Here is an 11,531-nt window from a genome sequence, read left to right as displayed (position 1 = left end):
TGAGTTCAAAAAATAGGGGCTGGAGCAACTGCCCCTCCCGCCGGGAGGGGGAGGCCCGAGGACCGGGGCACCGTGTTCCCGGCCCCCTCCCCGTACGTCCGCCCGACAGGCTCTCAGTCGTCCGAGTCGCCCCGGCGCACCGACAACAGGTCCTCCAACTGCTCCTCGCGCGCCTGCGCGGCCACGAACAGCAGCTCGTCACCGGCCTCCAGGGTCTCCTCGGTGCTCGGCGTCAGCACGCGCTGACCACGGATGATGGTGACCAGCGAGGTGTCCTCGGGCCAGGCCACATCGCCGACCTGGGTGCCGGCCAGCGCCGACTCCGGGGGCAGCGTCAGCTCGACCAGGTTGGCGTCACCGTGGCTGAAGCGCAGCAGCCGGACCAGATCGCCGACGCTCACCGCCTCCTCCACCAGGGCCGACATCAGACGCGGCGTCGAGACCGCCACATCGACGCCCCAGGCCTCGTTGAACAGCCACTCGTTCTTCGGGTTGTTGACCCGGGCGACGACCCTCGGCACGCCGTACTCGGTCTTGGCGAGCAGTGACACGACCAGATTCACCTTGTCGTCGCCGGTCGCGGCGATCACGACGTTGCAGCGCTGGAGCGCCGCCTCGTCGAGCGAGGTGATCTCGCAGGCGTCCGCCAGCAGCCACTCGGCCATCGGCACCCGCTCCACCGAGATGGCCGTCGGCGCCTTGTCGACGAGCAGCACCTCGTGCCCGTTCTCCAGCAGCTCGCCCGCGATGGAACGACCCACCGCACCGGCCCCGGCAATCGCGACACGCATCAGTGACCGCCCTCCTCAGGACCCTCGGCGAAGGCCGCCTCGACCTTCGCGATCTCGTCCGTACGCATCATCACGTGGACCAGGTCGCCCTCCTGCAGCACCGTCTGCGAGGTGGGCAGTATGGCTTCGCCCAGCCGGGTGAGGAACGCCACGCGGACGCCCGTCTCCTCCTGCAGCGTGCTGATCTTGTGGCCGATCCAGGACGGTGTGGTGTGCACCTCCGCGAGCTGCACACCGCCGCTCGGATCCCGCCACAGCGGCTCGGCGCCCGAAGGCAGCAGCCGCCGCAGCATCTGGTCCGCGGTCCAGCGCACGGTGGCGACCGTGGGGATGCCGAGACGCTGGTAGACCTCGGCGCGGCGGGGGTCGTAGATCCGCGCCGCGACATTCTCGATGCCGAACATCTCGCGGGCCACTCGGGCGGCGATGATGTTCGAGTTGTCACCGCTGCTCACCGCGGCGAACGCACCGGCCTCCTCGATACCCGCCTCGCGGAGGGTGTCCTGGTCGAAGCCGACACCCGTGACGCGCCGCCCGCCGAATCCGGACCCGAGGCGACGGAACGCCGTCGGGTCCTGGTCGATGACGGCGACCGTGTGCCCCTGCTGCTCCAGGGTCTGCGCGAGAGCGGCTCCTACTCGCCCGCAGCCCATGATGACGATGTGCACCTTGCGCCTACCTCGCAGTCCTGGTCGTCCGGCTGACCTGCGAAAACACCCTGCTCACACTTCTTTCTCAGCTTGCCGGGCAAACAACGGGGCAACGGTCTGTCCCGTTGCCCAGGATGAGCTTATGCGGCCGGGAATGCGAAGCCTCATCCGAGTGCGCTTTCGCCGTGCCCCGCCCGGTGGACGGCGAAGGCCGCAGATCGCGGCTGCTGACGGACGGACCCTTGAGCGCGAAGCACACAGACATCTAACATGTCAGTTCATGGAGACCCTGCGCCCCGTCCGACGGACCCTGCTACGGGACACCGCCTACGAGGCGATCCGCGACGCCATCGTCCGCGGTGACCTTCCGCCCGGCGCCCCCGTTCGCGACGCCGACCTCGCCGAACGCCTCGGGCTCTCCCGGGCCCCGGTCCGCGACGCGCTGTCCCGGCTCTGTGGCGAGGGTCTCGTCGAGTCCAAGCCGCAGAGCTACACCCGGGTGACCCGGCTGGTGCCGCGCGACGTCCGGGACGCGGCGGCCGTCGTACGGGCCATGCAGGAACTGGCCGCCAGGACCGCCGTGCCCCGTCTCACGGACGCGGACATCACCGCGATGCGCGAGGCCAACGACCGGTTCCGGGACGCGACCCGCCGCGGCGACGTGGCGGACGCGCTGCGCGCCGACGACCGGCTCCACGACATCCTCGTCACGGCCTGCGGCAACCGCGCCGTGGCCGCCACCGTCGAGCGCTACACCCCTCTGATCCGGCGCCTGGAATGGCGGCAGTTCGGCACGGCCGGCTCCGCGCATGGCTCCGCGGAGCTGCACGAGCGGCTGATCGAGGCGTGCGCGGAGCGCGACGCCGAAGCCGCGGCCCGGATCACCGCCGAGATCTGGCAGGCGCTCGAAGAGCTCGCCGACGAACCGCCCGAGTAGCCCGACGACCCACGAGCCACCCACCCCACCACCGAGCCAGGGAGTCCCCGTGACCACCACAACGCCCACCTCCCCGTCCTCCTCCTCTTCCCCTTCCATCTCCTCGTACGACCGCTACCCCCTCCTTTTCGGCCCCTCGCCCGTGCACCGGCTCGACCGGCTCACCGAGCACCTCGGCGGCGCCGCGGTCTGGGCCAAGCGGGAGGACTGCAACTCCGGCATCGCCTACGGCGGCAACAAGACCCGCAAGCTCGAATACCTCGTCGCCGACGCCCTCGCGAAGGGCTGCGACACACTCGTATCCATCGGTGGCGTCCAGTCCAACCACACCCGCCAGGTCGCGGCGGTCGCCGCCCGCGCCGGTCTCAAGTGCGTACTCATCCAGGAGAGCTGGGTCGAGTGGCCCGACGCCGTCTACGACAAGGTCGGCAACATCCTGATCAGCCGCCTGGCCGGTGCCGACGTCCGCCTGGTGCGCGCCGGGTTCGGCATCGGAGTCAAGGAGAGCTGGGAGCAGGCGCTGCGCGAGGTGGAGGAGGGCGGCGGCAAGCCGTACGCCATCCCCGCGGGCGCGTCCGACCACCCGCTGGGCGGGCTCGGCTTCGCCAACTGGGCGTACGAGGTCGCCGAGCAGGAACGCGCACTCGGCGTGTTCTTCGACACCGTGGTGGTCTGCTCGGTGACCGGCTCCACTCAGGCCGGCATGGTCGCGGGCTTCGCCGCACTGGAGCAGGAGGGCGCCCGCCCGCGACGCGTACTGGGCATCGACGCCTCCGCCGAACCCGCTCGTACCCGCGAGCAGATCGCCCGGATCGCGGCCGCCACCGCACGGCTCATCGGCGTGCGCCGGGAGCTCACCGTGGACGACATCGAACTCGACGAGCGCTACCACGCGGGCACCTACGGCATCCCCGACGACACGACCCTTGACGCGATGCGGCTCGCTGCCCGTACCGAGGGCCTGGTCACCGACCCCGTGTACGAGGGGAAGTCGATGGCGGGAATGGCCGACCTCGTGGCGCGCGGCGAGATCGCCCGCGATTCCACCGTCCTTTACGCGCATCTCGGCGGCCAGCCCGCATTGAATGGTTACAGCGCCCTTTTCGCGGACGCCTGAGTGCAAGGATTTCGTTAAGGATTTCGTGGCTTTTTCGGCCGGGCGCAGGAGATTGCGGGGCCACGGGGGTGGTGCGTCTGCGGCTTCCATACGGAACGCTTACGATCCTCTGCGTGTCCAAACTGACCGACGTGCCCAAACGGATTCTGATCGGACGGGCGTTGCGCAGCGACAAGCTGGGAGAAACGCTCCTCCCCAAGCGCATCGCACTTCCCGTCTTCGCATCCGACCCGCTGTCCTCGGTGGCTTACGCGCCTGGAGAAGTCCTCCTGGTGCTCTCCGTCGCGGGCGTGTCGGCGTACCACTTCAGCCCCTGGATCGCGCTCGCCGTCGTGGTGCTGATGTTCACGGTCGTCGCTTCGTACCGGCAGAACGTGCACGCGTATCCGAGCGGTGGTGGTGACTACGAGGTCGCCACCACCAACCTCGGCCCCAAGGCCGGGCTGACCGTGGCCAGCGCGCTGCTGGTCGACTACGTGCTGACCGTCGCCGTGTCGATCGCATCCGGGGTGGAGAACCTCGGGTCCGCGATCCCGTTCGTCGTCGAGCACAAGACGGTGTGCGCCATCGCCGCCATCGTCCTCCTGACGCTGATGAATCTGCGCGGCGTCAAGGAGTCCGGCAAGCTCTTCGCCATTCCCACGTACCTCTTCGTGGCCGGCGTCTTCATCATGATCATCTGGGGTGCGTTCCGCGGACTGGTCCTCGGCGACACCATGCACGCCCCGACCTCGGGCTACGAGATCAAGGCCGAACACCAGGGACTCGCCGGTTTCGCGCTGGTCTTCCTGCTGCTGCGGGCTTTTTCCTCCGGCTGTGCCGCCCTCACCGGCGTCGAGGCGATCAGCAATGGCGTGCCCGCCTTCCGCAAGCCGAAGAGCAAGAATGCCGCGACGACCCTCGCGATGATGGGCCTGCTGGCCGTCACCATGTTCTGCGGCATCATCGGCCTGGCCATGGCCACCAATGTGAAGATGGCCGAGAACCCGGCAAAGGACCTGATCAACCACGGAGTCCCGGTCGGCTCCGGCTTCGTCCAGGACCCGGTGATCTCACAGGTCGCGGCCGCGGTCTTCGGCGACGGCACGTTCTTCTTCGTCGTCCTCGCGGCGGCCACCGCACTCGTTCTCTTCCTCGCCGCCAACACCGCGTACAACGGCTTCCCGCTGCTCGGCTCGATCCTCGCGCAGGACCGCTACCTGCCCCGCCAGCTCCACACCCGCGGTGACCGGCTCGCCTTCTCCAACGGCATCGTGCTCCTGGCGGGCGCCGCGATCCTGCTGACCTGGATCTACGGGGCGGACTCGACCCGGCTCATCCAGCTCTACATCGTCGGCGTCTTCGTCTCCTTCACCCTCAGCCAGACCGGCATGGTCCGGCACTGGAACCGCCACCTGAGGACGGAGAAGGACCCTGCCAAGCGCCGCCACATGGTGCGCTCCCGCGCGATCAACACCTTCGGCGCCTTCTTCACCGGCCTGGTGCTCGTCGTCGTGCTCGCGACCAAATTCACCCACGGCGCCTGGGTCGCGCTCCTCGGCATGGTGATCTTCTACGGGACGATGACCGCGATCCGCAGGCACTACGACCGGGTCGCCGAGGAGATCGCCGCCGACGAAACCCCGTCCGACGAGACGATCCGGCCCTCCAGGGTCCACTCGATCGTCCTGGTCTCCAAGCTCCACCGGCCCACCCTGCGCGCCCTCGCCTACGCCAAGCTGATCCGCTCCGACCAGCTGGAGGCACTCTCCATCAGCGTCGACCCGGCCGAGACCAAGGCGCTCAAGGACGACTGGGAGCGGCGCGGCATCGACATCCCGCTGAAAATCCTCGACTCCCCGTACCGCGAGGTGACCCGGCCGGTCATCGACTACGTGAAGGGCCTGCGCCGGGAGAGCCCGCGCGACGTCGTGAGCGTGTACATCCCGGAGTACGTGGTCGGCCACTGGTACGAGCACCTCCTCCACAACCAGAGCGCCCTGCGCCTCAAGGGGCGGCTGCTCTTCACCCCGGGCGTCATGGTGACCTCCGTGCCCTATCAGCTGGAGTCCTCCGAGGCGGCCAAGAAGCGCGCCAGGAAGCGCGCCGAATGGAACGCGCCGGGCTCGGTGCGCCGCGGCCCCGTGGAGCGCAGGCCCAAGGAACCCAGCGGCAAGAGCTGACCGCCCCCGCCTGCTCGTGGTAAGCGGCCGGACGACACCCACGTAGACTCGTAGGTTGTTGTCCGGCCGTTCTTCCCTTGATCTCTGGAGCCACCCCCTCATGCAGAACGAACCCACGTCGTCGCTGGTCGGGGAGGAGTACGAGGTCGAGGTCGGCCCCGTCGCACACGGCGGCCACTGCATCGCCCGTACCTCGGAGGGCCGGGTCCTCTTCGTACGGCACACGCTCCCCGGCGAGAAGGTCATCGCCAGGGTCACCGACGGCGAGAGCGACTCCCGCTTCCTGCGCGCCGACGCGGTACGGATCATCGAGGCGTCCAAGGACCGCGTCGAGGCACCCTGCCCGTACGCCGGCCCCGGCAAGTGCGGCGGCTGCGACTGGCAGCACGCCAAGCCCGGCGCCCAGCGCCGGCTCAAGGGCGAAGTGATCGCCGAACAGCTCCAGCGCCTCGCGGGCCTCACCCCCGAGGAGGCGGGCTGGGACGGCACGGTCATGCCGGCCGAGGGCGACAAGCTCCCGTCGGGCGAGGTACCCGCCTGGCGCACCCGCGTCCAGTACGCCATCGATGAGGACGGCAAGGTCGGCCTCCGCAAGCACCGCTCGCACGACGTGGAGCCCGTGGAGCGCTGCCTGATCGCGGCACCCGGCGTCACGGAGCTCGGCATCGAGAAGCGGGAATGGCCCGGCATGGCCTCGGTGGAGGCCATCGCCGCCACCGGTTCCCACGACCGCCAGGTCATCCTCACCCCGAGGCCCGGCGGCCGGCTGCCCCTGGTCGAGCTCGACAAGCCCGTCTCGGTGATGCGCGTCGACGAGCGCGACGGCGGCGTCCACCGGGTGCACGGCCGCGCCTTCGTCCGCGAGCGCGCCGACGACCGCACCTACCGGGTCGGCTCCGGCGGCTTCTGGCAGGTCCACCCGCAGGCCGCCAACACCCTGGTCCGCGCCGTCATGCAGGGCCTCCTGCCCCGCAAGAACGACATGGCCCTCGACCTCTACTGCGGCGTCGGCCTGTTCGCCGGCGCCATTGGCCAGCGCATCGGCGAGAAGGGCGCGGTCCTCGGCATCGAGTCCGGCAAGCGCGCCGTCGAGGACGCCCGCCACAACCTGAAGGACCTGGACCGGGTCCGCATCGAGCACGGCAAGGTCGACCAGATCCTCCCGCGCACCGGCATCACCGAGTGCGACCTGATCGTCCTCGACCCTCCCCGCGCGGGCGCCGGCAAGCAGACGGTCAAGCACCTGGCAGGCCTGGGCGCCCGCCGCATCGCCTACGTGGCATGCGACCCGGCGGCCCTGGCCCGGGACCTGGCTTACTTCCGGGAGGGCGGGTACCGGGTGCGGACGCTGCGGGCGTTCGATCTGTTTCCGATGACCCATCATGTGGAGTGCGTGGCGATCCTCGAGCCGGCCGCGAAGGGCTCCTGACCTGCGGTTTGTGGCACAGGTGGTTCGCTCGACCTGTTTCCCTTCGGGTAGCGGATCGAGCGGTCAGTCCTCCCCTGGAGGCAGCTGACCTGCGATTTCATGGTGGAAGCAGCCGCAGCGACGACTCCAGGGCCTCGTCCGGAAGATTCTTGACGCTCAGATGACGCTTGCTCCGAGGCTCTGGGCCAGCCGCATGGCTCCGGTCACTGGAGCGCTCACCAGCCGGATCGGTATCTCGGACCACGGCTGGCAGCTCAGTTCCCGGAACCCTTGATGTACCCCGGGTCGAGCAGCCGGTGAGCCGTGTCGTGGGCGTAGGCGGGTTCGTGGCCGGCGCCGATGTCCCCCAGGACCGCGCCCGGACCGTCAGGATCTTCGGAATCAGGCCGCCGGGGTCGGGCGGGATGGTGGGGACGTTGTCGGCCTCCAGGGCGTCACTCTCTGCCCGGTTTCGAAGCGGACGAGGGCCCAGGGGCTCGGGGGAGCGTTTCCGAGGGCTGTCTACAGGCCCAGCCGTGCGTGTGTGGAGCTGAGCGGGGTCCGGACCATGGCTGGCTGGCCATTTTTGTTCGTTGCTCTTGGAAACCGTGTCGTGACAGCAATCGGCGCGTGTTCGCTAACGGGGATGACATAGCAGAGTCGCCTGCCCGGCGTTCGAAGATCGCTGACTTGGCCGACTGGCCTGCTCCCGAGGCGCCGACGGCACCGCGTGAGGCACTGGAACCGGTCCCTGCCATGGCGTCGGAACATGATCCGACGGCGGCGGCTGGGTCTGTCAAACGAGCGAAACGAGCGGTGTATCCAGGGTGGTTGGGTTTACTGACGGGCTGCGGACAGGGCGGCTCGGCGGGCTGCGGCAAAGGCAGCGGGTTCGACTACCTGATCAAACGCACGCATACACTGGTGTGTAGCGCGGGGGCGCTCAGTGGTCCGGAGGACACCGTGTCTCGCCTGCTGCCCCACCCCCACGCCGTGCTCGGCTACCGCAAGGACGGCCGGCCCATCCACTCGATCCTCGGCGCGGCCGAGCCCGACCCCGCCCAGTCGCCGAACCCGCCCGTGAGGACGTTCACGCAGGACGAGGTGTCGCAGCTCCTGGCCCGCGAGAAGCAGCAGGGCAGTCGGTCCGCGATCAACGAGCTCCTGTCCGGTCTCGGCTCCAACAAGCCCGAGGACCTGAAGGCGTTCGTGCAGGTCCAGAAGGACGCCCAGGCCGCACAGCTCACCGAGGCCGAGCGCCGGGAGCAGGTCGCGACCGAGAAGGCCACCGAGGCCGAGCAGCGCATCGCCGCGGCTTTGACCAAGGAGCGGGAGGCCGCGCGTCGTTCGGCGCTCGTTGGGGGCTCGGCGCGCTCGGCGCGGACCTGACCGACGCCGAGGCGCTGCTCCGCGCCGCCGTCCCGGAGGATTCGGACACGGACGCGGTGACGGCCGCCGCGACCGCGCTGAAGGAGCAGCGCCCAGGCCTGTTCGGCGGAGAGCGGGAGACGGCACCGGCCGTGCCGGGCGGGTCGCCGACGGGCACCCCTCCTGCGCGGCGCACGAAGCCTGCGGCCCCTGGGGCGAACGGACTTGACATGGGTAAACGGCGGGGGGAAATCTCGGAGTGATCGCCGGTTGGTGATCACGAGCTTCATCCCACCGGCGGGTCAAGGCCGGACTGGGGACCACGCCCTACAGCCCGTGGACGGCACCACCACCAGGTGACTGCGCGGCAGGTATCCGCGACCGTCCGCAGGAGGTAGGGGCTCTGTCCATTCAGCCCATCTCTCGGTCCGGCACGTACACCGCGAGCCGTGGCTGGCTCGTGTCGCTGCACGGCACCGATCAGACCGAGACAGTCACTCCCGACCTGACGAGGTTCACTGCGGGAACGCGTACCTTCGAGTCGACGGACGTCACCCAGCCGTACTGAGCCCGCTCGATCACATCCCCGTAGTCGGCCGTCTCGTCCGGCACCACGACCGAGTACGGCGCATAGCGGCATTCCCGCAAGGTCTCCGCGACCCTCCGGACGCGATCGGGAGCCCTCTCCAAGAGGTCCTGGCCAGCCTTGGTGAATCCCCGCCCTCGGTGAGCGCCAGTGCGATGCCCAAAGAAAGCGCCGCATGCCGACCCGCCTCGTCCACTTTCTCCGAGGGCGGCACACCACCCTCAACCCGCAATTGCTCGCCCCGCCTTTTCGCCCGTCGATCTCGACGCCCAAGCATCGAAGACAGGCGCAGCGCGCGACCCTGGTCAGCGCGTCTCCGACATTGGGATGCCGACCATCATCTGGCGGGGTGTGACTGATGTTGCTTGCGGCGGAACGGCGGTGCCAACGTTGCAGGCGGGCAGATGGCAACGCGGTACCTACCCAACGTGCCGAACAGTACGAACATCGGTCTGCGCGGGAGGGCGAGGCTATGTGGCCTCCTTGGAACCTACGCCAGGCCATATGTCAAGCAGCGACTTGCCGACACTTCCCGGCGACCCACCGCCACAGCGGGTGAGTAGACGTCAGAAGATCACCTGCAAGGGCTAATTGTCTTTCAATCTCCCAAGCTCAACGCAATTTTGACGGTCAGTCAGATCTTCTTCGGGGCGCCGCAAAGGGGCTCTGCATACCCGATCGGCCCACGAAAACGGGGATCCCGATTTGCTCGATATGACAGGAATGGGGGGTGTTAGTACGTTCAATCTCGCACCGGCTGTCACAGCGGGACTGTCTCTGAGTCCGAGAAGGAGAACAAGCGACATGATCATGACCCGTTCCCACGCGATCGCCACGGCCGTCGCGGCCGCCGCGGCACTGACCGCGATCGGCATCACCTACGCCTCCGCCGTCCCCGCCCCCCAGGTGGCCCCGGCCGCCGTCCTCGCCCAGGCCCCCATGGGCGGGGAGGGCGGCAACACGGGCAAGGGCAACGAAGGCAACGAGCGCAGGGGCAACGAGCGCGAGGGCAACGAGCGCGAGGGCAAGCGCCATCACGAGGAGGGCAGGATCCACATCAACGAGCGCGAATACTCCGGGCGCCCCGACGGCTGCATCACCGTCGTCAGCGGGCTGGGCGCCAAGAGCTTCAACATCCGCAACGACAGCCGCAACGACATCGAGGTCTTCCGCGGAGCCGTGTGCGACAACGGCGCACCCATCGCCACCGTCGGTCCCCACAGCTCCGCCAACAACGTCCGCCCGGGCAAGGACGAGGACGAGAACTTCGAGAAGGGTGAGCGCCACGAGGGGAAGCACCACGAGAAGATGAATGACGGCGTGAAGGTCAAGAACGGAGTCGTCGCCAGCTTCCGCGTCATCAAGCGCCACCACGACGAGAGGGGCGAGGGCGGCGATTACTAAAACCAGCGACCGCCTGATGCGCATGCCGGAGAACTCCGGCCCGCCGTAATCGGGCCGGGGCCCTCCGGTCAGGCGCACAACACAGAATCCCGGCCCGCCGTAATCGGGCCGGGATTCTAGTCTGGCCCCGGCCCGAGGATATCCCTTCTCGGAACATCCAGCTCGGAACCGCTGAGGTGCGTGGAAGCGCCGACAAGGGCGGTGTACAGCCGTACGGGCATGGAACCGATCCACGCGCAGCACCTCAGCGAGCCCGAGCTTGTCGTCCTCGACATCACCGCAGCCGACGAAGCAACCGCCCACGCGGTCATAACCGCACTCGAACGGCAGTGGGCCACATCAGGGATCGGGCCCGTACGGAAAGTGCCCGGTGAACAAGGAGTCAAAGCGCGCATGTACGCGGACACCCGGCGGCTCCATGCCGAGTAAACCGACCACCTTCACCAGGCACCAAGCCGGAGCCCGGACCAGTCGGCCGCCGGGTGCGTGGCGGGTGAGGTGGGAGCGGGCGCAGCTCCGCTCTCCTGTGCGCTCCATCACCGCCGAGCAGGAGGACAGTCTGTCTGCGCAGTACTTCGTCGAGCTGGCCGCCGGTGACGGCATGCATGATGCGTCGGCCGGTCGAGTAGCCGAAGGCAGGGACGAGCGCCAGGTGTGCCGCGAGGCCGGCGGCATGAGTGGCGGTGCAGTCCCGGTACCCCGTCCGGCTGCGGTGAGCCGGCGGGATGATGCCGGCGGCCTCGTAGTTGCGGACCGCCTGCGTGGAGAGGCCATGGCGACGAGCCAGGTCCACGGGCCGCATGTGACCTCCGATTGAGGGTTCCGACGTGGGTGAGCGGAGGATTCGTCGCAGAGTCTCCACCGAGCGTTCAACGATATGATTCATGGACATGGCACAGAGCACGCACACCGTGTCCGGAGACTTCGATCTGACGATGGACGAGCTGCGCGTCGTGGCGCGTTACGTGGTTCGGCACGCAGAGGACGTCCTGTCGGTCTTTGAGCAGGATGTTGACCCTGTTGCCCATTGGTAGTTGAGGGCTGACAGCGGCTTGGTGGTGCTGGCAGGGTTGGTGGTGCGGCCGGTTCCTTCCTGATCCCCGGTCGT

Annotated in this window: 12 protein-coding genes; 8 read left to right on the top strand and 4 right to left on the bottom strand. The window is 68.7% G+C overall.

The genetic code is table 11. The features are described 5' to 3' along the window. Positions 1 to 113: 113 nt before the first annotated feature. Together ACFVX4_RS25330 and ACFVX4_RS25325 are read right to left on the bottom strand one after the other, a co-directional pair. Positions 114 to 791 carry a TrkA family potassium uptake protein gene (locus tag ACFVX4_RS25330; RefSeq protein ID WP_351087342.1) on the bottom strand — a complete coding sequence of 226 codons (678 nt, stop codon included), beginning with the start codon at positions 789 to 791 and terminating at the stop codon, positions 114 to 116. Beyond that, entirely contained in the window at positions 791 to 1,459 is a 669-nt protein-coding gene (locus ACFVX4_RS25325) for a TrkA family potassium uptake protein (protein ID WP_072485889.1), read from the bottom strand. The genes ACFVX4_RS25330 and ACFVX4_RS25325 overlap by 1 nt, the downstream gene beginning before the upstream one ends. A gap of 262 nt (positions 1,460 to 1,721) precedes the next feature. Here ACFVX4_RS25325 and ACFVX4_RS25320 point away from each other — a divergent pair, with 262 nt between their 5' ends. The 5 genes from ACFVX4_RS25320 (at position 1,722) to ACFVX4_RS25300 (ending at position 8,454) form a co-directional block, all read left to right on the top strand. Beyond that, positions 1,722 to 2,378 carry a GntR family transcriptional regulator gene (locus ACFVX4_RS25320; RefSeq protein WP_389981103.1) on the top strand — a complete coding sequence of 219 codons (657 nt, stop codon included), beginning with the start codon at positions 1,722 to 1,724 and terminating at the stop codon, positions 2,376 to 2,378. Between the two features lie 49 nt (positions 2,379 to 2,427). Further along, entirely contained in the window at positions 2,428 to 3,495 is a 1,068-nt protein-coding gene (locus ACFVX4_RS25315; protein WP_389981101.1) for a 1-aminocyclopropane-1-carboxylate deaminase, read from the top strand. A gap of 113 nt (positions 3,496 to 3,608) precedes the next feature. Continuing rightward, complete coding sequence (locus ACFVX4_RS25310) at positions 3,609 to 5,657, top strand: APC family permease (RefSeq protein ID WP_389981099.1); 2,049 nt, start codon at positions 3,609 to 3,611, stop codon at positions 5,655 to 5,657. Between the two features lie 100 nt (positions 5,658 to 5,757). Then, positions 5,758 to 7,086 carry a class I SAM-dependent RNA methyltransferase gene (locus tag ACFVX4_RS25305; RefSeq protein ID WP_389981097.1) on the top strand — a complete coding sequence of 443 codons (1,329 nt, stop codon included), beginning with the start codon at positions 5,758 to 5,760 and terminating at the stop codon, positions 7,084 to 7,086. A 942-nt stretch (positions 7,087 to 8,028) separates the two neighbouring features. Next, positions 8,029 to 8,454, top strand: a complete 426-nt coding sequence (locus tag ACFVX4_RS25300; protein WP_389981095.1) for a hypothetical protein — start codon at positions 8,029 to 8,031, stop codon at positions 8,452 to 8,454. Between the two features lie 459 nt (positions 8,455 to 8,913). Here the strand turns inward: ACFVX4_RS25300 and ACFVX4_RS25295 are convergent, their stop codons facing one another. Continuing rightward, positions 8,914 to 9,045, bottom strand: a complete 132-nt coding sequence (locus ACFVX4_RS25295) for a hypothetical protein (protein ID WP_389981094.1) — start codon at positions 9,043 to 9,045, stop codon at positions 8,914 to 8,916. A 778-nt stretch (positions 9,046 to 9,823) separates the two neighbouring features. On the opposite strand from ACFVX4_RS25295, the gene ACFVX4_RS25290 reads away from it, so the two are divergent. Both ACFVX4_RS25290 and ACFVX4_RS25285 read left to right on the top strand, forming a co-directional pair. Next, positions 9,824 to 10,423 (top strand): hypothetical protein, encoded by a 600-nt coding sequence (locus tag ACFVX4_RS25290; protein WP_389981092.1) that lies wholly within the window; start codon positions 9,824 to 9,826, stop codon positions 10,421 to 10,423. 219 nt (positions 10,424 to 10,642) lie between these two features. After that, the gene (locus ACFVX4_RS25285) at positions 10,643 to 10,852 is read left to right on the top strand and encodes a DUF6207 family protein (RefSeq protein WP_389981090.1); all 210 of its coding nucleotides are present in this window, start codon (positions 10,643 to 10,645) and stop codon (positions 10,850 to 10,852) included. Here the strand turns inward: ACFVX4_RS25285 and ACFVX4_RS25280 are convergent. Next, positions 10,806 to 11,225, bottom strand: coding sequence for a MerR family DNA-binding transcriptional regulator (locus ACFVX4_RS25280; protein ID WP_389981088.1), 420 nt, complete (start codon positions 11,223 to 11,225; stop codon positions 10,806 to 10,808). The two genes, ACFVX4_RS25285 and ACFVX4_RS25280, sit on opposite strands and share 47 nt — an antisense overlap. 82 nt (positions 11,226 to 11,307) lie before the next feature. Here ACFVX4_RS25280 and ACFVX4_RS25275 point away from each other — a divergent pair, with 82 nt between their 5' ends. Further along, entirely contained in the window at positions 11,308 to 11,457 is a 150-nt protein-coding gene (locus ACFVX4_RS25275; protein ID WP_389981086.1) for a hypothetical protein, read from the top strand. The last annotated feature ends 74 nt before the right edge of the window (positions 11,458 to 11,531 follow it).

Origin of the sequence: Streptomyces sp. NPDC058240 (assembly GCF_042882135.1) — a bacterium.
Classification (GTDB): domain Bacteria; phylum Actinomycetota; class Actinomycetes; order Streptomycetales; family Streptomycetaceae; genus Streptomyces.
This window is presented reverse-complemented; position numbering and strand designations above follow the sequence as displayed.

What these genes read in the sequence shown, in the direction of transcription:
- ACFVX4_RS25285 (WP_389981090.1), top strand. Translation starts at nt 10,643, where the DNA reads ATGGAACCGATCCACGCGCAGCACCTCAGCGAGCCCGAGCTTGTCGTC.
- ACFVX4_RS25290 (WP_389981092.1), top strand. Translation starts at nt 9,824, where the DNA reads ATGATCATGACCCGTTCCCACGCGATCGCCACGGCCGTCGCGGCCGCC.
- ACFVX4_RS25305 (WP_389981097.1), top strand. Translation starts at nt 5,758, where the DNA reads ATGCAGAACGAACCCACGTCGTCGCTGGTCGGGGAGGAGTACGAGGTC.
- ACFVX4_RS25275 (WP_389981086.1), top strand. Translation starts at nt 11,308, where the DNA reads ATGGACATGGCACAGAGCACGCACACCGTGTCCGGAGACTTCGATCTG.
- ACFVX4_RS25280 (WP_389981088.1), bottom strand. Translation starts at nt 11,225, where the DNA reads ATGCGGCCCGTGGACCTGGCTCGTCGCCATGGCCTCTCCACGCAGGCG.
- ACFVX4_RS25320 (WP_389981103.1), top strand. Translation starts at nt 1,722, where the DNA reads ATGGAGACCCTGCGCCCCGTCCGACGGACCCTGCTACGGGACACCGCC.
- ACFVX4_RS25330 (WP_351087342.1), bottom strand. Translation starts at nt 791, where the DNA reads ATGCGTGTCGCGATTGCCGGGGCCGGTGCGGTGGGTCGTTCCATCGCG.